At 41.4% G+C, this 21,599-nt stretch carries 17 protein-coding genes and 1 tRNA gene; 12 read left to right on the top strand and 6 right to left on the bottom strand.

Annotated features, from left to right (window positions below; all coding sequences use genetic code 11):
- Window positions 1–51: 51 nt before the first annotated feature.
- Window positions 52–2,181, top strand: a complete 2,130-nt coding sequence (locus tag ICL16_RS01555) for an amylo-alpha-1,6-glucosidase (RefSeq protein WP_190825127.1) — start codon at window positions 52–54, stop codon at window positions 2,179–2,181.
- Between the two features lie 48 nt (window positions 2,182–2,229).
- On the opposite strand, the gene ICL16_RS01550 is transcribed toward ICL16_RS01555, so the two are convergent.
- The 4 genes from ICL16_RS01550 to gshA form a co-directional block, all read right to left on the bottom strand.
- A tRNA-Met gene (locus ICL16_RS01550) sits at window positions 2,230–2,303 on the bottom strand.
- A 136-nt stretch (window positions 2,304–2,439) separates the two neighbouring features.
- Window positions 2,440–4,548, bottom strand: a complete 2,109-nt coding sequence (locus tag ICL16_RS01545) for a peptidoglycan DD-metalloendopeptidase family protein (protein WP_190825126.1) — start codon at window positions 4,546–4,548, stop codon at window positions 2,440–2,442.
- Window positions 4,549–5,319: 771 nt separating this feature from the next.
- Window positions 5,320–5,781, bottom strand: coding sequence for a tRNA (cytidine(34)-2'-O)-methyltransferase (locus tag ICL16_RS01540; protein ID WP_190825125.1), 462 nt, complete (start codon window positions 5,779–5,781; stop codon window positions 5,320–5,322).
- 259 nt (window positions 5,782–6,040) lie between these two features.
- Window positions 6,041–7,180 (bottom strand): glutamate--cysteine ligase, encoded by a 1,140-nt coding sequence (gene gshA / locus ICL16_RS01535; protein ID WP_190825124.1) that lies wholly within the window; start codon window positions 7,178–7,180, stop codon window positions 6,041–6,043.
- A 131-nt stretch (window positions 7,181–7,311) separates the two neighbouring features.
- Between gshA and ICL16_RS01530 the strand changes: the two genes are divergently transcribed.
- Together ICL16_RS01530 and ICL16_RS01525 are read left to right on the top strand one after the other, a co-directional pair.
- The gene (locus tag ICL16_RS01530) at window positions 7,312–7,686 is read left to right on the top strand and encodes a type II toxin-antitoxin system RelE/ParE family toxin (protein ID WP_190825123.1); all 375 of its coding nucleotides are present in this window, start codon (window positions 7,312–7,314) and stop codon (window positions 7,684–7,686) included.
- On the top strand, window positions 7,683–8,006 hold the full coding sequence (locus ICL16_RS01525) for a helix-turn-helix domain-containing protein (RefSeq protein WP_190825122.1): 324 nt from the start codon (window positions 7,683–7,685) through the stop codon (window positions 8,004–8,006). Before ICL16_RS01530 ends, ICL16_RS01525 begins: the two co-directional genes overlap by 4 nt.
- Before the next feature lie 10 nt (window positions 8,007–8,016).
- Here the strand turns inward: ICL16_RS01525 and ICL16_RS01520 are convergent, their stop codons facing one another.
- Window positions 8,017–8,937, bottom strand: coding sequence for a histone deacetylase family protein (locus ICL16_RS01520; protein ID WP_190825121.1), 921 nt, complete (start codon window positions 8,935–8,937; stop codon window positions 8,017–8,019).
- A 153-nt stretch (window positions 8,938–9,090) separates the two neighbouring features.
- Between ICL16_RS01520 and ICL16_RS01515 the strand changes: the two genes are divergently transcribed.
- Window positions 9,091–9,609 carry a hypothetical protein gene (locus tag ICL16_RS01515; protein ID WP_238360539.1) on the top strand — a complete coding sequence of 173 codons (519 nt, stop codon included), beginning with the start codon at window positions 9,091–9,093 and terminating at the stop codon, window positions 9,607–9,609.
- A gap of 41 nt (window positions 9,610–9,650) precedes the next feature.
- Window positions 9,651–10,688 (top strand): mechanosensitive ion channel family protein, encoded by a 1,038-nt coding sequence (locus ICL16_RS01510; protein WP_190825120.1) that lies wholly within the window; start codon window positions 9,651–9,653, stop codon window positions 10,686–10,688.
- Window positions 10,689–10,979: 291 nt separating this feature from the next.
- Here the strand turns inward: ICL16_RS01510 and ICL16_RS46620 are convergent, their stop codons facing one another.
- On the bottom strand, window positions 10,980–11,105 hold the full coding sequence (locus ICL16_RS46620) for a hypothetical protein (protein WP_273038043.1): 126 nt from the start codon (window positions 11,103–11,105) through the stop codon (window positions 10,980–10,982).
- 577 nt (window positions 11,106–11,682) lie between these two features.
- Here ICL16_RS46620 and ICL16_RS01500 point away from each other — a divergent pair.
- From ICL16_RS01500 to ICL16_RS01470, 7 genes are all read left to right on the top strand, one after another.
- Window positions 11,683–12,135, top strand: coding sequence for a hypothetical protein (locus tag ICL16_RS01500; protein ID WP_190825119.1), 453 nt, complete (start codon window positions 11,683–11,685; stop codon window positions 12,133–12,135).
- A gap of 151 nt (window positions 12,136–12,286) precedes the next feature.
- Window positions 12,287–13,186 carry a hypothetical protein gene (locus tag ICL16_RS01495; RefSeq protein WP_190825118.1) on the top strand — a complete coding sequence of 300 codons (900 nt, stop codon included), beginning with the start codon at window positions 12,287–12,289 and terminating at the stop codon, window positions 13,184–13,186.
- 334 nt (window positions 13,187–13,520) lie between these two features.
- Window positions 13,521–15,965: a VMAP-C domain-containing protein gene (locus tag ICL16_RS01490; protein ID WP_202895356.1), complete on the top strand. Its 2,445-nt coding sequence runs from the start codon at window positions 13,521–13,523 to the stop codon at window positions 15,963–15,965.
- Between the two features lie 29 nt (window positions 15,966–15,994).
- Window positions 15,995–17,167, top strand: coding sequence for a MoxR family ATPase (locus tag ICL16_RS01485; RefSeq protein ID WP_190825116.1), 1,173 nt, complete (start codon window positions 15,995–15,997; stop codon window positions 17,165–17,167).
- A gap of 81 nt (window positions 17,168–17,248) precedes the next feature.
- Window positions 17,249–19,768, top strand: a complete 2,520-nt coding sequence (locus ICL16_RS01480) for a formylglycine-generating enzyme family protein (RefSeq protein ID WP_190825115.1) — start codon at window positions 17,249–17,251, stop codon at window positions 19,766–19,768.
- Between the two features lie 802 nt (window positions 19,769–20,570).
- Window positions 20,571–20,933: a diversity-generating retroelement protein Avd gene (avd, locus tag ICL16_RS01475; RefSeq protein WP_190825114.1), complete on the top strand. Its 363-nt coding sequence runs from the start codon at window positions 20,571–20,573 to the stop codon at window positions 20,931–20,933.
- Between the two features lie 53 nt (window positions 20,934–20,986).
- Entirely contained in the window at window positions 20,987–21,556 is a 570-nt protein-coding gene (locus tag ICL16_RS01470; RefSeq protein ID WP_190825113.1) for a transposase, read from the top strand.
- Window positions 21,557–21,599 lie beyond the last annotated feature (43 nt).

The raw sequence follows: 21,599 nt of genomic DNA, 5'->3' as shown, positions 1-21,599 counted from the left end.
AATTACGATCTGTTACGACTATATCATAGTCATAACGATTTTGAGTAGTCAATGGTTGATTTAGATACAAGAGAATGGGTGCTTACCAACGGCTTGGGTAGTTTTGCCAGTGGAACAGTTTGTGATGTCCGTACTCGGACTTATCACGGCTGGCTATTTGGTGCGACAAATTCCTCTTCTGGGCGCACTTTGCTATTTTCGCACCTAGAAGCCAGCTTAGAACTCCCGGCGCAAATTTTAGCGTTAGGAACAAATATTTGGGGTGGTGGTCAAATTGAGCCAACAGGGTATCAACTGCTGCGCTGTTTTGATATTCACAAAGGAACGAAATGGATTTGGGGCGATCAAGAGTGGCAATTAAGCAGGCAAATGATCATGCCTTATACGGGAATAGGGCAAGGGGCAAGGGGCAAAGGGCAACAGAGTAATCACAGTAATGCCCAATTTTGTCATAGTCTGTTAATTCAGTACCGCTATGAAGGCTTTGATGCAGCGATTTTAAGGTTACGACTGCTGATTGGCGATCGCGATTTACACCATCCACAAAAAGCAACTGGGCAATTGCATTTTTCACAAATGCTGGGGCAACAGCAAGTTTGTTTACAAGCGATCAATTCTGGTAATTTTGGTACACCTTGGCACTTACGTTGGAGTAAAGGAAAATATCAAATCGACCCAGTATGGTACTGGAATTACAGTTTACCAGAAGAAACCAACCGGGGATTAAGCGACGAAGAAGACCTTTATAGCCCTGGATACTTGACAATTAATCTTAAACCAGGAGACGCAGTTACTCTAGAAGCAAGGGTGGGTTTTCCAGAAAGATTGTCCATTCTCACAGAAGAAGCTTTTGCAGAAGTGATGGAAACAGAGCATGTAAGGCTTTGTGATATTTTTGCACAGGCTTCGCTTTTGAGAAAGCAGTTTCAAGACAAACAAGCAGGAGAACTGGCAAAAACAGGAGAACAAAAATTTTCCATCTCCCCTACTCACAAACTCACAAACTCCCCTACTCACAAACTCCCCTACTCTTCAATCTGCCAAAAACTACTAAAAGCGGCAGATCAATTTATCATCACCTCATCTACCGAGCCTCGCATCATTGCTGGTTATCACTGGTTCAATGATATAGGACGGGATACCCTAATTGCTTTACCTGGACTAGCTCTGGTTCCACAACGCTTTGACTTGGCAAAGGGATTGCTGCGAACTTTGGGAGCTTCATGCCGCTATGGTTTAATTCCTAATGCCGAACCTGCGATTGGTGAACCGTTTTACAACAATATGGATGCGTCATTATGGTGGATTGAAACTTTGGGACTTTACTTAGAAGCTACCCAAGATTGGCAGTTTTTAATCGAGCAATACCCCATAGTACAGCAAATATATAAAGCTTTGATTGGTGGCACAAGATATAATATCCAGGTTGATTCAATTGATGGGCTGGTGAGTGGGTTTGCGCGTGGTTTAGCCCTCACTTGGATGGATGCGGTAGTAGAGGGGCAGCCCGTGACTCCTCGTCGTGGTAAGCCAGTGGAAATTAATGCTTTGTGGTATTCGGCTTTGTGTTGGGCAAGTCGATGGGCAGAAATTTTGAGCGAATACCAAGCCGTGGCTGATTCGGCACGTTTGATTAAACAAGCGCAGCGCTATACCCAACATGCACAACAAGTGAAAGCCTCGTTGCAAAAGTTTTGGAATTCCGATCTTGGCTACTTGTACGATACTATTGACCCTGATGATTATCGTAATACCCAAATTCGCCCCAATGCAGTTTTGGCGCTTTCATTCTCACATTGTGGGTTTTCTCAACACCAGGGGCGTCAAATACTCACTAAAGCTGTGACTAGTTTGCTTACTCCTTATGGTTTGCGCAGTTTAGCTCCGAGCGATCGAGAGTATGTAGGTAAATACGTGGGTGATTCTATTCAACGCGATCGCGCTTATCATCAAGGTACTGTGTGGTGTTGGCTGATTGGTCCTTTTGTTCGTGCGTGGCAGCGTTTCTATGCTGATGAACCATTACCCTTCGATTGGCAAAGACTGCTGAATCATTTTCTTGCTGAAGCTTGTCTTGACTCAATTTCCCAGATTTTTGATGGTGATGAGCCACATACACCCAGAGGTGCGATCGCACAAGCTTGCTCTGTTGCTGAAGTTTTGCGCCACTTTGTTGATTAAATATTGAGAATTCTGAATTCTGTTTTCTGAATTCTCAATCCTTTTTCATGGCTCAGGTCGGATTTGAACCAACGACCCCAGGCTTATGAGTCCCGTGCTCTAACCAACTGAGCTACTGAGCCACAACAAATGCTGTCGCTTCTAAATTTAGCACAATAATTTCGTGCTTGGCTACCCCTACATAAAATTATTTTGAGATTAACTAGAGTGTAGACGAAACTCCACTCTTGACAGCCATTTAGGTGCGACAGCCAGTAACTAAATGCGTGGTTGTGGTAACAAAGCTATGGGGTTAACTGCTCCTTGACCTGAGGGATGGATTTCAAAGTGGCTATGAGGGCCGGTGCTGAAGCCTGTGCTACCCATTGCGGCGATGGTTTCGCCTTGGCGTACTTGTTGACCCACTTGTACCATAACTTTACTGTTATGACCATAACGAGTCAAGGAGCCATCAGGATGGCGGATATCTACTAGATTGCCATAACCACCACTATTCCATCCAGCTTTTTCCACCACACCATCAGCTGCCGCGTAAATTGGTGTACCTGTGGGACCGGCAATATCAATGCCCTTGTGCATTCTTCCCCAACGCCAGCCGTAGCCGGAAGTCAGGACACCTTTTGCGGGCCAAATATAACTTCCGGTAGATGCTGTTGTCTCATCAATTGGTCTAGGTAAATATCTATCCACTGCTGCCAGAGGTGGTAAATCTGGAGCGACTGGAGTGCCGCGCATAGTGCTCAGGGATTGTGAAGCATCTACATTCCGAGCAGGTATTGTGACAGTAGTACGGTTGGGTAAGTATTCTGGATTAATTGGTTCTTCAGTATTTTGATTTGTACGGGAACGGCTAGAAGGCTTACTGTACTCGTACATCGGTTTGGGAACCGAAATCGGTACTGGCTGATTATTTAAACTGGGAACGGGAATGGTTACGCTAGAATTGTTAATAGCTTCATCATTCCTTTGAATACCTTCTGACACAACTACGTTACCAGAGGAACTTCCTGACTGTTGAGTGCGGTACTTTTCCCGTAGTCTTTCAATTTCTGCTTGTAAGCTGCGTAGACGTTGGTTTTTCAGTTTCGTCTTTTTCACCGTAGCACCTTGTTGTGCTACTAACTGCTGAGTTAATGCTGGTGGAATTGGGCTATCACCACCTATACCGTGAGATACTTCTGGTGTTGTTGCCAATGTCGGCGCATTTGCAGCGGCAGTTGGTTCTGTGACTGGTTTAAATTGAGTATTTGTGCTGATTGGTGTTGAAACACTAACACTGCTGTGTTCAGTTTTTGTGCTTGTGTTGTTGATATCAACAGTCGCTGAGGGGGTAACAACATTGGAGTTACTTGTCAAAGGCATTTGGGTAACAGTGCCAACTCTTGTGGCAGTTGCAGGGATTTGCGTTTGACTGCTTGGCAGTTGCGGATTCCCTTGACTGTTTGCCTTGATTAGTTCTGATACTGTACCATAGCTACTAGCTGTAACTGCTTGTGTTTCTTCTGTAGCATCAGCTATTGGTGTGCTTGTGGCATTATCCACTGATGTCACTGGTGTGGCTGAGGCAAGAGGCGCTGGTTGAGCTAGATACCTCTGCTTCAACCTTGACACTAACTTTGTTCTGCTCGTACTGGGTTGTGATTGCTGTGGGATTTGACTAGTTTTTTCCACAGTAGTCATCGGCATCATTGGCGTTACCTTTGGTAACTCATCTTGGTTTTCCTTCTGCCGTGACTCAGCTAGAGTTGCTCTCAAACGATTCGACTTTTGCTGTAAGCTGGAGAGCGCAAACTCTTGCTGTGCTTTTAGTTGAACATTGATTGGATTACTAACTGTGCCTGCTTGTGCTGGATTTGAGTCAGCAAGAACGCTTTGATTGCCTGTAAATCCCAGATTTTTGTTGTTTTTGAACTGTGACACATTGGTTTTATCCTCATGGCTCAGTTCTTTTACTTCAGTGGATTTCGAGGCTGTTAGTTTGTTTGAAAGCATTCGAGCTTCTTTATTTGCCTCGACTTGCCATTGAGCCGCCAGCCCTGGCACTTGTGAAACTGCTGTTGGTTCGACTATGGCAGCATTTTCTGGTTTAACAACTGGCGTTGCTTGATTCAGTTGTAATTCTGAATCGTTCGTCGGAATTGTCGAGGCGGCATTTTGATTGCCTACAGTTTCTGCTGCTATGGCTCCATCGCTTTGTCGAGTAACCAGTAGACTGGTTGCTCCCATTGAGATGGCTAAGCCAATCATGGCTACTTTTGTTGGCATTAGGCGGTTAACCCGTGGATTGAGGGATGGCTCCATATGGGCATCTTCGCTGAGAGTGTTTTCTAGCACAGCTTTCTCTTTTTTCTTCAATGCTCGTTTCAAAGACGACCTCCTAATGATCACGCTTGGCTTAATTGAATAACAAGTTTTTCAATCTGATACTAGTCAATGATTTAGATCACTACGAACAATAGATCAAGATCACACCTACCAGAGATACTTAGGCAAGATTAACTTGATTTTGGCTATTTAGACAAGTTCATACCAATTTATAAATCTTAAATTTTTGTACTTAATTTTTCTGTTCCACTCCTCACACCCTAAAGATGTTTCCGTCTTTACAGTTGTTTTCCCAAGTTTACTGAGACTGTTTGCCAGTGTTGCACTGCAACGTTTTTCTTTGTACGTTGTACCCGTATAGTGATATTTTCAGCGTTTTTTCATCTAATCCGATTTCCCAAGACGAGACTTTACGTTGATTATTCCCCAAAAAACAACCGTAATAACTCGCTGGGATTGTTGCACCTTTGTAAAACTTAAACCCGGAACAACAAAGCCCAAATGTCCAATATGACTGTACTTTAAGACTTTTGTTCCTAGAATTAGCACAAGCTAGGTTTATGAAAATCTATCATTCAATTTCACAACTCTTTCAAATCTTATATATGAATTTCTTATATTACTTCATCCATATTTATCAGTATTTTTGGTGAGAATATGCTTTAGGTTCTACTATACTGTATAGTAAATAGCAGTGGTACTACTGAAAAGAAAAAATTCTTTCTCTTCATCAATTATTCACAAAACTTACTTTTCCTTGATATGGGAATCCGGTTTGATTTTGGATGTGATTTCAGCCTTGAAATGCCCACTCTACTGTAAATAGCCTAACTGGCGACGAGCTTCAAATAGCCCCACTGCTACACTTACAGACAGATTTAAGCTCCGCACTCCTGGTTCACTCATGGGTATGTAAAGCGTCGCATCACAACCTGTGACAATTTCTAATGGTAAGCCAGTAGTTTCACTGCCAAATAATAGCCAGTCATCGTCACGAAACTGAAAGTCCACATAACTACAACTACCTCTAACGCTGAATCCTAGCGTTCTTCCCCCACGTAATTGATGTTCGGCTTTGAATGCTTCCCACGATTCGTGATAATGCAGCTTTACATATGGCCAGTAATCTAATCCTGCTCTTTTCAGATAGCGATCGCTGATTTCAAACCCCAACGGTCCTACCAAGTGTAACTCTGTACCCGTAGCTGCACAAGTACGACCAATATTTCCTGTATTGGGAGGAATCAGCGGATTAACTAAAACTACTTGCGGCATTTGCGGATTACCTGTCTACTGGCAATCAATTTAGCGTAGCAAAATTTCAAATCTACCATTAGTTAGAGGTAATCTATAGTTTTTTTTAATAATTCACTTTTTTTTAGATTGATTAGAAATTTAAAACAGCAAAATGTTTCCCAAACTCTCAATTTTATCGTTTAGGGAAACATTATTAAGAAATGTTAATTTTTATGTCAAATAATTGAATTGACAAAAAAAGGCGATCGCCGATCTTGTCAAAACTGTCAAGCTTAGTTTAAGCTTGCTTATACGAACACAATTTGTCTTCTAGTTCTGCTTCGCGCTCATGAGTGGTACTAATGGCTTGAGTAATTACTTGGCTTGTACTAATGCCAAGAGAATGCAGCCGTAACCATTGTTGAGCTTCGTTGCCTTCACGCAAGATTTTTTGTAAAGGAGAAAGGAAACAACTAAACCCGTTTTGTTTGGCAATTCCCCAAACCTCAACCATCATCTCACTAATCCAGTCTCTAGCAGATATATATCGACCATCTTGCCAACGTTGAAGTTGAGCGTCAAGACTTAATTTTGCTGCTGCGGCTTCGTTAAGAGCAGTAAGGGAAATTAATTCGTCAGGGGAAAAGATACTTTGTGAAAGAGGGTCTATAGTGGGATTGGCAATGATTTGCAATAACCGCGCCTCTAGTAAAGCACTAATCGCAAGCAAAGCAATGGGATCTGTAACTAAATCGCAAATTCGCAATTCCAAACGATTTAAATTGTAAGGGCGATTGTCACCATTAGGACGTACTGACGTCCACAAATGACGAACATTTTGCATTGTCCCTTTTTCTAACTGCTCTTGTACCCATTGAATATGGTGGGCGTGGCTAGCAAATAATGGCACATGCGTTGGTGTTTGCGGGAAAACGCCCCACCGAGTAGAGTGATAGCCAGTAGCTTTACCATCTAAGAAGGGGGAAGAAGCACTTAAAGCGAGGAACAAAGGCGCTTCTAATCTAATAATCCGACAAGCCCGCATCAATAATTCCGGATCGCTAATACCGACATTAATATGAACACTAGCGGTGACTACTTTGGTACCGTAGGTTTGTTCGATATAGTCGTGATAGGGGCTATTGGGATTGGAACGAAAAAAGCGATCGCTACCACCTGTAGAAAGGGTACTGCCGGGAATTATGGTGTAATCGCCCAATTGCTGAAGATAATTGCGCAAAACAAACCGAGGGCGCAGTAAGGCACATAATAGTTGATCGTAATCGTGGAAGGGTTCAGTTACATATTCCACATTTCGACTATCTGGTTCTCGCACAAATCCATCTAATGATGCGACAATCTGATCGGATAGACCCACGATCTCACCTTGAGGTGTACCCGTGTACATTTCAATTTCAAAACCTTTTAATAGCACCACCCTGTTCTCCTCGGTCTATATTCTTAAATTGTATCGCCGGCAACGAAATTCTGCATATACAGTTGGGTTTACATAAAAAGAAAGATTTGTGCTATTGTGCTGACTTGTTTTTATAGGAAATTTCATATATCATGACTGATAGTGAAGATACTCCAGAGGTGTCTTTGCGCCCTCTTGTCTGGATGGGAGACTCTCGCAAGAATATCCGTGAGTTTCCTCAAGAAGTGCAAAAAGCAGTAGGCTATGCGCTGCAATTGGTGCAAGCAGGGGAAACACCAATCGATGCCAAGCCTTTTAAAGGGGTTGGAAGTGGAGTGTATGAAATTGTCAAACGCTACGACACCGATACTTACAGGGCGGTTTACGCTGTCAAGATTGGGGACTCGGTCTATGTCCTGCACGCTTTTCAGAAGAAATCGAAGCAGGGTATTAAAACCCCACAACCTGACGTTGACCTAATTAAACAACGTTATAAGGATGCGCTAGCAAGGGAGCAACAACCATGACAGAAGAAACCGTTTTTGAAGAAAGCAGCGGTAACGTATTTGCCGATCTTGGCTTGGAGGATGCGGATGAGCTTTTTACTCGTGGCAAGATAGGGATTCAGGTACTGCGACTACTGAAACAACGTAACTTGAAACAGCGCGAAATTAGTGAGCTTCTCGGCATTCCACAGCCAGAAGTATCCCATTTGATGAAAGGGGAGTTTCAACGGTTCAGCGAGGGTAAATTACTCCTCTTCCTCAAGCGACTCGATACTGAAATTACCTTACATCTTCGCCCCCGTAATGCCGGAAAAGCTGCTGAAACTGTAGTGTCGCTATAGGGAATCCTTTCTACATTAGGCGATACTGCCGATAAATTTCATTCGCCGCACGATGCACGAGGGAATGACGCCAAACTAGGGATTTTAAATCATCAGCGTACCCGCCACCGATGACGCAGGCGACGGGGTAGCCAGCAGCAACACAAGTACTCAAAACCTGCATTTCCCGACGGAAGATGCCAGTGTCAGTTAAAGCTAATTTTCCCAGGCGATCGCCCACATGAGGATCTACACCCGCATCGTACAGCACTAAATCTGGCTTGACATCTGACAACAAATCTGGTAAGTAACTAGCTAAAGTTTGCAGGTAAGCATCATCTTCCATCCCTAGTGGTAAGGGAACATCCAAATCGCTTTTTTGCTTAGTACCAGGAAAATTGACTTCGCAGTGCATTGAGAAAGTGAAAACACTGTCATCGTGTTGGAAGATATAAGCTGTACCATCTCCTTGATGCACATCCAAATCTACAATCAGAATTTTCTGCACAAGCGCGAGTTTTTGCAAGACACGAGAAGCGATCGCTAAATCGTTAAAAATACAAAAACCCGATCCATAATGAGGAAAAGCGTGATGAGTACCACCAGCAGTATTACAAGCTAAACCGCAATTGAGTGCCAGAATACTGGTAAGAATTGTACCACCCACTGCCACACAAGTACGATTCACCAGTTCTGGGCTCCACGGTAAACCGATACGCCGCTGCGCCTTGGCGTCGAGAGTTCCTTCACAGTAAGCTTGAACGTAATCTGGAGTGTGAACTAACTCTATCAAATCTTGTGGTGGAAGTTGGGGAGTATGAAATTGTTCAGGATGCGCCACCCCATCAGCTAACAGCAATTCATAGAGTAGCCGAAACTTTGGCATCGGGAAGCGATGACCTTCGGGTAGGGGTGCAACGTAATTGGGGTGGTAAACTATGGGCAAGTCCATGTTTTAATTTTGAACCACAGCGCAGAGCATTAACTCGTTCCCAGGCTGAGCCTGGGAATGCATTCGTTTTGGCTCTGCCAAAAGCAATTCAGTACACCATTGATGATGGTGCGTTACACTACATTAACGCACCCTACAAGATACTTTTTTACCATGATGGAACAGAAAATTGTCTGGCAACAAGGTAGCGGTAATCCGGAAAATCCTAATAAACTCGCTATCATCCGCGAATGGTGGGCAAACCTGAGTGGCAAAGAAATAACTTGGCAACAGCGAATCAACTCACTCGGAGAATTAGACAAACTTGACTGGGAGCCACAACGGTTTGATGAAGTGTTTGTATTAGCTAACCCTGAACTTCGTGGGATTACTCTCTACTGGCGTAAACCTGATTCTCCTCAAGAAAGGAACACTACACCCCACCAACTAATCTTAGATAACATTCACCAGCATTTGTACATTTTTCCCCAATCACAAAAAGAACTGGTGATTCGTGTAGGGTTGCGATCGCACACCTATCAAACAATTTCCATCATCAATCCGCAATACTCATACAATCAATCAGGACAAAACTTCATTCTTTCCCTCAAGGATACCACACAACAGTTAGAAATAAAAGTGACATTAAGTCCAGAAAATCTCAAACAGCTACTTCGAGAAATCACAAAATAGAATTGTGCTACTAAATCCAAAATCTAAAATCCAAAATCGCTATGGTGGATTTGATTCTGTCACTTGTATTTATTCTAGCTGGCTTCCTGGGTGGAGTAGTTGGAGAGAAAGTTATCTTCAACAAACTGAAAAAATTTGCTGCTAGCAGAAAGTTACCAGGGAGTTCAATATTATTGCTAGCCCTGAACCGGATGACATTCATTTGGTTTGTCATTGGTGGTTTTTATGGGGCAATTCAAACTTACCCGTTTAAACCTGGTGTTGCCAACGTCTTAGAGAAAATCATCACCATTATTTTTCTCTCTACAGTTACATTAGTCGTGGCAAGACTGACTGCTGGTTTTGTTAAATTATATAGTTATAGAAAAGAAGGACTTTCTGCATCACTACTTTCTAATCTTGCTAAAACAATCGTTTTGATTTTAGGCGGATTAATCCTATTACAAACGGTTGGCATTCAAATTACACCGATACTGACAACTTTAGGAATTGGTGGTTTAGCGGTAGGTTTGGCACTTCAAGATACACTGGCAAATTTGTTTTGTGGTTTTTATTTACTTCTTTCTAAACAAGTTAGAACAGGCGATTATGTCAAAATAGATGGTAGTCATGAAGGTTACGTAATAGATATTACTTGGCGAGATACAACTATAAAAGAGCTTTCCAATAACGTCATAGTTGTCCCCAACTCTAAACTTGCTAGTAGCATTTTTACTAATTACCATTTACCAGTTAAGGAAATTACTTTAACGATTGAGGTGGGTGTGGATTATGAAAGCGATCTTGAACAAGTTGAAATAGTGACTGTCGAGGTAGCAAAGGAGGTAATGCAGGAAATAGCACCCCAATTAATCAAAAATGAACCGTTTATTAGATTTCAAAAATTTAATGATTTTAGTATAGACTTTACAGTTTATATCCGAGTGAATGAATTTTTTGACCTACGCATGGCAAGGCATATTTTTATCAAAAAATTGCACAAACGCTATCAGATGGAAGGTATTAAAATTCCGTTTCCCACCAGAGATATTTATTTGCAAAATAATGGGAAGAAAAATGGTGTGTTAAATTTGGAATAATTCGTTGTATGTGCAAAAACCCCCGTAGAGACGTTCCGGCGGAACGTCTCTACAACCGTGTGAAACGACGAAAAATCCTTCTATGAAGGGTGGCATTTATGATTCGCCAACAGCATCATTTATTTCCAGGCGGATGAACACGGGGAATAAAGTTTCAGGGGGTTAGCGATCGCGTCAATACTGCTCGGTTAAGGATTGTTGAGATGCCAGAACCCCGGTTTCTTAAAGAAACCGGGGTTCTAATTTTCGCTTATCCGAGTAGTATTGGATCGCGTAATCTTTCTCTTTCCCCTAACTACCTGCTTTGAGCATGACAATCAAATGTTCGATTCGCTCATACTCATCTAGTTCTCTTTGTTCTTTTGGAGTGAGTTCTCCAGCTTTGTTACGTCTCAGTATTTGCAGTCTTTGCTGCATTTCCGAAGTAGGACGGAAAGCGAGAATTTGTTCTGGAGTAGGGTTACTGGCAAGAAAATCGACAATATATTGATATATACGAGCAGGAAGTGGTGGTTGCTGAAGACTGAGAGCAAGGAGTTCAAAGGAGGCGATCGCCCAAGAGTGCCAGTTGTTCTGATTCGTCAGGTACTTCGAGGATAATTCTTGCCACAGTGCAAATTATGAGGAGAGATTGTTTTCTCTAATTTACAACAATTGTGAGAAACCGGGTTTCTCGAACAATACATCTTTTAATCAAGTACTGATACAGTTAATAATGTAATCATCCTCTATACCAACGTTTGCACAGGCATTTTGGCGATAATACAGGAGCTATGATAACTGAGAAAATTACTCCACCCAACCTTCAAGAAGCTGAAAGTCTATTGGCTTCGTCGGTTGTTCTGTCAACTTGACTTTGTTCTTACGTCGTCAACAGTAGACAATCATTGAAATCCATTGGTTTAGAAATACTCAGACTATTCAAGATGTTGAATTTAAAATCAAACGGACTTATCCCAAAACATCTCCTAAAAACCAATGAGGAAATCGGACTATGAAAATTCGTTGTATTGCCAATACAGGAGAGATTATTCCGGAAAATTACCTCAATCCCGCTGTCTTTCTTACCAAAGAAACCAAATTTCAATTGATAGTTGGTAAAGAATACACAGTATATGCTCTCTACAAATGGCAGCAAGAAGTGTGGTACTATATTTGTGATGAGAGATACACCTATTATCCTATTCAAAATCCTGCGCCTCTATTTGAAATTGTTGATGGCAGGCTATCTAAGTATTGGAGATTACAGATAGACTGTAACGGATTGTTAACTTTGGCATTTGAACAGTGGTTTTTTGATTCTTATTATTATGACAAGCTAACAAATCAGGAAGAGCATGAGGTTTTAATTTTTGAGCAGATTAAAGAGCTTATGGATAAAGAAGCTTTATCTCCCTACCCCAGTCCATCTGTACTAGATGAATCGCTGAAAACCTCTAAATTTTGAGAAATAGTGGATTTGTTGAAATCCACCTACGAGGAATCCAGTTTCTCAAACAATACATCTTTTAACAAAGTACTGATACAGTTAATAATGTAATCATTCTCTATACTAAAGTTTGCACGGGCATTTTGGCGATAATATAGGAGCTAAAGTAATGACTGAGAAAATTACTCCACCCAACCTTCAAGAAGCTGAAAGTCTATTGGCAGATTTATTTGAGGAAGTGAAAGTAAAGGAAGGTACACTGGCTGGTGGCGAAAGACTAGGTATAGGTGCAACAGCGGTTCAAAGTTTGAAGGAAACCAAAGTTAGCTTTGGCAACCCTAGAGATAAGTTGATATTACTAAAAGAAGAAACCTTCAAAGAAATAGGCATTGAATTAACCAGCAGTTATCGGCAACAGATGCGTAATGCTGACTTCTATTACATGACAGTTCCCGTCGATTTGCGTCCTAAACCAGGAGTGCAGTTTTGGCGGTTATACTGCCAGCTTGACTTCAGCCCTAAAGGAGAGCAGGAGCCAATTGTCCGAACCATTTTCCCACAAAGTAAATGGGAAACTTTGATGAAATGGGGGATTGGCATGGATTTGGGTTTAAATGAAAACCTAGATTGGAGTGTTGGGGTTGATGCAACTAAAATCGCTGAAATTGTCAATCTTCCTGGTAATCTCAAAGCTAATATAGCCAGTAAGAACGAGTTTAAGGCATTCATTGTTATACCTGACTATGCTTATGAAGTCGGTTGCTTTGAAATTACTGCCCAGGGGGAAGGCAATTCCACTTGTTACTGGCGCATTGAAGAACCAGTCATCCAGAAAATGGTGACAGTCAAATTTGCCATTGTCTTCCAAGTTCCCAAGGGATGTCAATCTATTAATTTAGAAGGTACTGCATGGGCTGAAGCAAATATGGACTGGCTTTTTGCCGACATCCGCGATGTGTTTAGCGAGTTGGCAGATAGATTCAAGAATCTGCTAAAAAGTAAGAATGAGGCTGCTAGTCAGTTTGCCCTTGGCGACAAAGAGAAATGGACATTAACTTTACCGAAATAAGATCACCGGATTCTTATTCTTTTCTCAAATTGTTCGGAATGCAAGAATACAGCGGTGTAGAAAAAACATGGTACTACTAAAGAATCACGGTTTCGCATGAGTTACTGGGTTTGTGCAGTTCATCAAACAGTCATCTATGCCTAAAAAGTATTATACCTACCACATCCGTGTTGCTAACTACGAGTTTGTGCAGGTTGAAAAGTGGAATGACCAAAATCAATCCCTTGGTCAACCTTCTGGTAAATTTCGTTACCAAGAAAAGCTGACTGAACAAATCAAGGAACTCCTGCAAATCAGTCGTGAAAATCAGCTAAATGACGCCAGCCAGTCAAGATTGCTGGGAGAAGCTTTGTTTGATATGCTGTTTGATGATGTTCTTCTCCACGATTTTGTTGTTTTTTACAATGAAGTTGTTCAAGCAAAACAGCAACTACTGCGGGTTGAACTGGATATTGATGAACGAATCATGCCTGAAGTAGCGGCGCTACCTTGGGAATTTATGTGTGTGCCGCAAAGGGCTAATTTAGGCACGATTTGGATAGCTACTGTACCCCAGTTGGTTTTTTCGCGCCGTCGTTCGCAGTGGATTCCAGCCAAACCAATTCAACTAAACAAAAATGAAAAACTGCGGATTGCTTTGGTTGTTTCTGCACCTGCAAATTTAGGTTCAGTTGACTATCAGCCAGTAGAAACGGCTTTAGAAAAACTAGCTGCTGAAGCACAACAGGTTGAGTTGCTACCAGTAGTTAATCCCGCGAATCCTGAAACTATTGATGCTGTCTTGACTAAAAAACCACATATTTTTCATTTCATTGGGCATGGTTGTTTAAAGAATGAAAACAATCAGCAAGTTGGGAAAATAGCACTTGTCGAAGACTGGGGTGACGCAATGTGGGTTGATGCGGACTACTTTGGCGAACTATTTAACCAGCATCGTCCCGGTGTTGTTATGCTACAAGCTTGTGAAGGGGCAATGTTATCTGCATCACAGGCTTTTGTTGGTGTTGCTTCCTCTGTTGTGCAGCAAAATATTCCGGTTGTGGTGGCAATGCAGTATGAAGTTTCTAATAGCACAGCCAGTCGTTTTGCCCGCCGCTTCTACGCACAACTTGCTCAAGACGATCCTGTGGATATAGCTGCACAGTATGGACGCCGAACTATAGCCTTGAATGCAACTCAATACCGCAAACGTGATTTTGCTACGCCTGTCATCTTCATGCGTGTACCAGATGGTTACTTGTTTAAAGCGGAACGGGAAAACGAGAATGTATCCCCGTCGAATGATAGCCATAACCTGGAGTTAACAGGTTCTGTAAGGAAACAATTACGTGAGGCTCTCCTGGATGCTTTTCCAACTGAGGGTAACTTTGAAATGATGCTGAAAGAAGAATTAGATCAAGATTTTAATCAAATTGCTAGAGGTGAAAGTTATGAGCAAAAATTATTTTATTTAATTCAAGATTTGAAGGCTAAAAATCAAATTAGAGAACTTATAAATGCCGTAAGGAGAGCTAATCCAGGCAATATAAAATTACTAAATTTTAGCAAAAATTATTCAAATCATTTTACAGATGATAATTTAAGTAAGCTGAAATTGATTTTAGATAAAATAGATTTTAAATTAGTTAAAGATGCTTATTTAAAAACTTTGCCTAAAGGCGCAGCAATAGATAATAGAGAAGTAAGTAATCCAAAAGATATAGAAAGTATCATCCAGATTTTATTAAAGGATTATCCTAAAACCAATAGTGATATTCCTACTAGTATTATAGAGTTGGCACAGAGACTTGCCAATCAAAAGCAAGGAGATGATAGAAAATATCAAGACTTAGAGAATTGGCTAGAGCAAGTCATAGCAAAATTGGATATTAAACTTCCCGACATTTCCAAAGAAGAATATGATTATAAACAATTACAGTCTTATCTATTAATTATAGTTTATCCTGAGAGTAAGAATTTTCGTCTGGAAGCAGAATTTATTCTAGATGAGAGACAAAAACCTCAGCCAGAACCTGTGCATTTAGAAGAACTATTAAATTTTGCTCATGAAGATAATGACAGAAAAGGAATTTTGTGTGATTCTTTTGAAAAAATTTCTGAGCAATTAGACAGGATTATTCGTGCTTTTATCGACAAACATCCTGAAGTATTGGACTTAACAATCGAAATATTCTTATCCTACAAATATCTGAGTCAAAACATAGACGAATTGTGGAAGATAAAGAATGATTTTAAGTATATAACGATTGTCAGCGAGTTTAATTTTATAGTACATCCAATTGAGCGCATCACCGGAACTTATTCATTGAGGAATTTAAGACAAGGATGGAATAGGTTAATTGTTACTTTAAATGAAAATCATAGTCAAGATATTATTATGAAAAAGATTAAACCAATTAGCAAAAAGGATGAGCGTAATTGGTCGAAAATAGCTAACGATTTAAAAGAGAAAATAGGTTTAAAGTTAACTTCACCTCTCTCAAGAAATAGCAAAGACCAAGAAATTTTCTTTCAAACAATTCTTTCTGGAGGAGTACCAATCGCTTTTTGGACAAGAGACGAAACTCCTCCTCATCTTAAGCTAGAAGAACAAATAGATTGTCATTTAACGATAGACTGCTTAAACAATAATTTACGAAAATTAATTGATGAAATTTGTCGGATTCGTAAGGAAGCTTATTGTGAAGAAAATCCTCAAAACTACTTAGGGTATCATTTAGGGTTTTTGTGTGATAATCCTCATCGAATACCAAAAATTAAGAACCTAAAATTGAAATAGCGATCGCTAAGAGTAAAGAGTAGAAAATTATGAAAGAATGGCGGTATTTTTATGGCGATGGGAAGGAACACTCTAATGTTAAGATTGAAAAACTTCCCGAACCTCCTCCTTGGCGGACTTTTCGGAATATCAACACGATGGGAGAGGAAGAAAAGGAGGAAATTGACGCACGCTGGAAAGATATTCAAAAATTAGCTGATGCGCCAGAAAATGAGCGAGGTAAGAAAAAAGGAGCCAATTTCCGTATTTATGAAAATAAAAAAGATGGGACAGAAGAACCAACAGAGGGATGGAAAGACGTTGTGAATGGGGTGAATGCAGCGCTTTATTTACGCAGACCTTTGTTGGTTACTGGAAATCCAGGCACGGGAAAAACCTCTTTAGCTTATGCGATCGCCCACGAACTCAAACTAGGACCAGTTCTCACTTGGTCAATTACAGCGCGGTCTATTTTACAGGATGCACTCTACCGTTATGATGCCATTGCTCGACTACAGGACGCCCAGCTAAAGAACGAAAAAGAAAAAGATATTGGTAATTATATTCAATTAGGTTCAGTGGGAACCGCATTTTTGCCTTCGCGGTTGCCCAGAGTTCTACTAATAGACGAAATTGACAAAAGTGACATCAATTTACCTAACGACCTTTTGCATCTTTTTGAAGAGGGAATGTTTGAGATTTCCGAACTCGTTCGTCAGGTTGACGATGCAGAGGAAAAAGAGAACCACGATGCAGAGGAAAAAGAGAACCACGATGCAGAGGAAAAAGAGAACCACGATACAGATAACCGAGTCAAAGTTCACAGAGTCAAAGTTCACACGCAAGATCAAGGGATAAAAGCTTCTATTTATGAGGGACGGGTACAGTGCGCTGCATTTCCTATCGTGATTATGACTAGTAACGGAGAACGGGAATTTCCTCCAGCATTTATGCGTCGGTGTCTGCGGGTAAAAATGCCAGATCCTAAAGAAGAAGCGCTGAAAACTATTGTAAAAGCTCATTTTGGTGAAGACACTTTTAAAGGTGCTTCAACGGAAATTAACAAACTTGTGGCAGAGTTTGTTGAGAAAGGCGATCGCGCTACGGATCAGTTATTGAATGTCATTTATTTACTAGCAAATCATGTTAGTCCTCAAGCTACTGATAGAGAAGCCATAAAAGCATTATTATTGAAGAGTTTGTCTAATACAGAAGAATTGTAAAGTTGAAATGTGATTGAGAAACCCGGTTTCTCCAAGAAACCGGGTTTCTAGGTAGTTTCTTGGTTTAAAAAAGGAGATACCATGACTGATGAAGCATCACCACAACTCGATCAACTGATTGCAGCACTGGGCAAGAAATTAGAACTCACAACTACAGAAATTGCGGATATTCTCTGGCTAGCGCTGAAATCTCCAGGAGATGGTGAGACTTCTGTCATGCCCTCAGTTTCAAAACCAATTGAAAGTAGAAAACAACCATCCAACCCAGCTACTTCCTCCTCCCCCTCTCCTTCCTCTCACACAGAACCAAGGGCAGAAGTTTATACTGCAACCAGCTCCCAACCCGGAAGCCAAGGTGATTTCTTACCCATCAAACTTTCAGATGCACGATCATTACGTCAACCTCTAAAACTTGCTAGGGCATTACGTCCCTTGATGCAAAAGATTTTTTCTGGGACAAAGGTGGTGATAGACGAACAAGCAACCGCCCAGCGCACTGCTGAAAATCGCATCTGCATTCCCGTTTTCAAACCAGCCCTAGAACCTTGGTTTGATTTAGCGTTAGTGGTTGATGAAAGCAAATCCATGATTTTCTGGCAAAAAACAATTCAGGAGTTGCAAAAACTGTTAGAACATTGTGGGGCGTTTCGAGATGTGCGAACTTGGGGACTGGTAACGAATCAAAAAGGAAAGGTTGTCCTCCAAAGGGGAACAAGTAAAATCCACCATCGCCGTACCTACGATCCCCGCGAACTGATTGATCCCACAGGTCAGCGTCTTATTTTAGTAGTTAGTGATTGTGTTGGTACAATTTGGCGTAATGGGGATGCCATCTCAGTTTTAGAAAAGTGGGTTAAGCAGAATCCTGTCGCCATTGTACAGATGTTACCAGAATGGTTGTGGCTCAGAACAGGGCTGAGTTTGGGAGCAATGGTACAACTAGGAAGTTCAACACCAGGAGTCGCAAATCAAAACTTACGCATCAAAGACGTTTTACTTTGGGATGACATTAATTTTGCCACAGGAATCAAAGTTCCGGTATTTACTCTAGAACCGGAGATGGCAGCGACTTGGAGTGAGATGGTTGTGGGAAAAAGTTACGCTAAGGCGACGGGTTTTGTCTTTCCATCTGAGATTCACCTAATTGATGATGAAGATTCTGAACCAGACGCTGACAGTGAAGAACTAGTCAACAGCTTCCGCCTCACAGCTTCCCCAATGGCGCGAAAGTTAGCGAGTTTACTGTCTGCTGCACCCGTCATTACTTTGCCCATTGTCCGTGTAATTCAGAACGAAATGCTGAAAGAATCGCAACAAGTCCATGTTGCCGAAGTCTTCCTTGGGGGAATCCTAAAACCCTTAGGCGAAATTAAACCAGCAACGAATCCCGATGAGATACAGTTTATTTTCATTGATGAAGAAAGAAGCGATGATCAAAAAATACGCGATATTTTCCTCGAAGCAGCCCCTGAGACACATTCTTTAGAGGTTCTCAATGCTATTTCTGAATATTTCGCTCAACGCCTGGGAAAATCTCTTGTAGAGTTTTACGCCTTGCTCAGAAAGCCACAAGTAGCCCAAATAGATGGGTTTAGTACAAAACCCTTTGCTCTGCTAACAGCAAAAGTGTTAAAACGCTTGGGAGGAGATTACGCTCACATTGCTGAGGAGTTAGAGAAACAGTGGAAGCAAATTGATGAGGGAGAAATCAACGGTAAAAAAGTTCTCCTCAAGACTTTTACATTTGATGTGGCGACGGTGGAGGTAGAGAAGTCAAAAGGGCGTAGGAAACCCCAAATTATCATCAATCGTACCCGTCATGAAGCTAAGTACTTCACAGAAAACCTCCCTAACAACGTCCCCCTAGAAATGGTAGCCATACCTGGTGGTACATTTATAATGGGCGCACCGGAAACTGAAGCGGAAAGCAGTGACTCTGAACGTCCCCAGCATGAAGTAACGGTTCCACCGTTTTTCATGGGTAAGTACACCGTAACCCAGGCACAGTGGAGAGTTGTGGCGAATCTTCCTCAAGTTAACCGTGAACTTGATCCCGATCCATCAAGATTTAAAGGAGATAATCTTCCAGTAGATTCAATTTGGTGGTATGATGCAGAGGAATTCTGTGCTAGACTATCTGTACATACCAAACGCCACTACCGACTTCCTAGTGAAGCAGAGTGGGAGTATGCTTGCCGTGCAGGCACGACTACACCTTTCCACTTTGGCGAAACCATTACGCCTGAGTTGGCAAATTACGACGGTGAGTATACTTATGGATCTGGTTTAAAGGGAGAATACCGGGAAAAAACAACTCCAGTCGGCAGCTTTAATGTAGCTAACGCTTTCGGGTTGTATGACATGCACGGGAACGTTTGGGAATGGTGTGCTGATAATTGGCACGAAGATTATGAAGGCGCTTCTAACGACGGTAGTGCATGGAAAGAAGTAAATGAGAATGATAATCGTCGAATGCTGCGCGGCGGTTCTTGGTACAACGATCCGGGGCTTTGCCGTTCGGCGTATCGCGACTTCAACGCGCCGGACCGCAGGCTCGACTACATCGGGTTTCGGGTTGTGGTTGCCGTTGCGAGGACTTAACAATTCTTTACACTTCAACCCTCTAACCCTTTACTCTATTTCTTTTTTTCCCTTCCCCGCCGAAGGCGGAAAAATTTTTTTTCAATTGCACGACTCCCTATATTATCCGCAAAGCCCCAAAGTTTGTCAAGACATTAATCCAGGAATTTTAGAATCGGCTGGAAAAGTGCTAAGCTAATGAGCATTTAAGTTGTATGTTGGGAAAGGGAAGACAGCCCTTACTACGAACTAATTATCCTTGAAAAATGAATGACGATTAGCTTATTTAACATACTACTACCTCATAGTATAACATATGAGTTTTTCGTTGTTTCATACCAATACGTTTGTATTAGTATGAAAATAATTTACTATTATAATGTAATGGGTACTCGAAGAGTATAGCATTCGATGAGGCTCTGCCTGAAGATCTTTGTTGGGAGGCGGAGCCTCCACAGTAGGCATTCCCAGCCAGAGGCGCTTAACGAGAATACCCGGATGCATCAGAAACCCGGTTTCTTAAAGAAACCGGGTTTCTCGGTGTTAAAGACAGCGACGAATAATTATTTTTTTCATTGTTGCAAAAAATCCATGTTATGTGCCACAATATCTACCTGATGTGGTAGAGACGTTCCGGCGGAACGTCTCTACAAAAACGTAGTTTTCGCGTATTCATATCTTGATTGGGCAACGCTGCTTAATCGCATCCGTCTAATTACCTAATATATAATTTTTACTTCTAACCCCTTGCCGTTTCCGGCGAGGGGTTAGGTGGTAGACCGGGGCAAAAATTTGAATTTGGAACAAAGAGGTTTTTCGCAAAATGCAAAACTTACCGATTATTCAACGAACCTACGACTTCATCAGATGGTATGTACCTATCTTGGAGCGTCTGCCGAGAAATCACAAGTTTATTCTCGGCAATCGGATGATAGAAAGGCTCTACGAATTACTTGAGGGTTTAATTGAGGCGCGATACGCTCCAGAAAAATTAGCTAAATTGGAATCATTGAATGCTAAATTAGACGTTCTGCGTCATCAAACACGGCTGCTCTTTGATTTTCAACTGTTTGATGAGCAACGATATGAATATGTTGGAGAACGAATAAATGAGATTGGTAATGAACTAGGTGGTTGGATTAGACAGCAGCGGCGGGAAAGAGGGAACAATAAATGTACTCCTTAGAAACCCGGTTTCTTAAAGAAACCGGGTTTCTAGAACCCCTTGAGAAGGTTTATATGCCAAGTCGTAGCGTTGAATTTCGATCTGGTCACTACTACCATATTTACAATCGAGGTAATAACCGTCAACTCATTTTCTTTGAGCGAGATAACTACCTATACTTCTTGCGCCAGTTAAGGAATTACCTAGCCAAAGATGCTCTAGAAGTGGTAGCTTACTGTTTGATGCCCAATCATTATCATTTATTAGCTTATTTAAAGATTGACAACCTTTCAGATGTGATGCAACCCTTTACTCTTTCTTACACCAAGGCTATCAACAAACGCTATGGGAGAGTTGGTTCACTCTTTCAAGGACGTTTCCAAGCTATTCATGTAGATAGTAACGAATATTTATTACAGCTATCACGATACATACATTTAAATCCTGTGAGTGCAAAGCTAGTAGAAAAACCAGAAGATTGGGAATTTTCTAGTTACCCAGAATATATTGAATTGCGAGGTGGTAAACTTCCTAAATTAGACGTAGTGCGATCACAGTTTCCTTCTGTAGATTCATATCGTCTCTTTGTTGAAGCCAATCAAGAAATTGACAACCAAATAATTCAACATCTAACATTTGACTAACTTCCACTTCTTAGAAACCCGGTTTCTTAAAGAAACCGGGTTT

The sequence above is a fragment of the Iningainema tapete BLCC-T55 genome, assembly GCF_014698965.1.
Classification (GTDB): Bacteria; Cyanobacteriota; Cyanobacteriia; order Cyanobacteriales; family Nostocaceae; genus Iningainema; species Iningainema tapete.
Note: the sequence above shows the minus strand (reverse complement) of the source record. Positions and strands in the feature narration are given on the sequence as shown.

Excerpts from the sequence above, each read along its gene's own strand:
- ICL16_RS01555 (WP_190825127.1), top strand. The coding sequence starts at position 52 with ATGGTTGATTTAGATACAAGAGAATGGGTGCTTACCAACGGCTTGGGT.
- ICL16_RS01540 (WP_190825125.1), bottom strand. The coding sequence starts at position 5,781 with ATGCCGCAAGTAGTTTTAGTTAATCCGCTGATTCCTCCCAATACAGGA.
- ICL16_RS01530 (WP_190825123.1), top strand. The coding sequence starts at position 7,312 with ATGACTGATAGTGAAGATACTCCAGAGGTGTCTTTGCGCCCTCTTGTC.
- ICL16_RS01525 (WP_190825122.1), top strand. The coding sequence starts at position 7,683 with ATGACAGAAGAAACCGTTTTTGAAGAAAGCAGCGGTAACGTATTTGCC.
- ICL16_RS01520 (WP_190825121.1), bottom strand. The coding sequence starts at position 8,937 with ATGGACTTGCCCATAGTTTACCACCCCAATTACGTTGCACCCCTACCC.
- ICL16_RS01515 (WP_238360539.1), top strand. The coding sequence starts at position 9,091 with ATGATGGAACAGAAAATTGTCTGGCAACAAGGTAGCGGTAATCCGGAA.
- ICL16_RS01510 (WP_190825120.1), top strand. The coding sequence starts at position 9,651 with ATGGTGGATTTGATTCTGTCACTTGTATTTATTCTAGCTGGCTTCCTG.
- ICL16_RS46620 (WP_273038043.1), bottom strand. The coding sequence starts at position 11,105 with ATGCAGCAAAGACTGCAAATACTGAGACGTAACAAAGCTGGAGAACTC.
- ICL16_RS01500 (WP_190825119.1), top strand. The coding sequence starts at position 11,683 with ATGAAAATTCGTTGTATTGCCAATACAGGAGAGATTATTCCGGAAAAT.
- ICL16_RS01495 (WP_190825118.1), top strand. The coding sequence starts at position 12,287 with ATGACTGAGAAAATTACTCCACCCAACCTTCAAGAAGCTGAAAGTCTA.
- ICL16_RS01485 (WP_190825116.1), top strand. The coding sequence starts at position 15,995 with ATGAAAGAATGGCGGTATTTTTATGGCGATGGGAAGGAACACTCTAAT.
- ICL16_RS01480 (WP_190825115.1), top strand. The coding sequence starts at position 17,249 with ATGACTGATGAAGCATCACCACAACTCGATCAACTGATTGCAGCACTG.
- avd (WP_190825114.1), top strand. The coding sequence starts at position 20,571 with ATGCAAAACTTACCGATTATTCAACGAACCTACGACTTCATCAGATGG.
- ICL16_RS01470 (WP_190825113.1), top strand. The coding sequence starts at position 20,987 with ATGCCAAGTCGTAGCGTTGAATTTCGATCTGGTCACTACTACCATATT.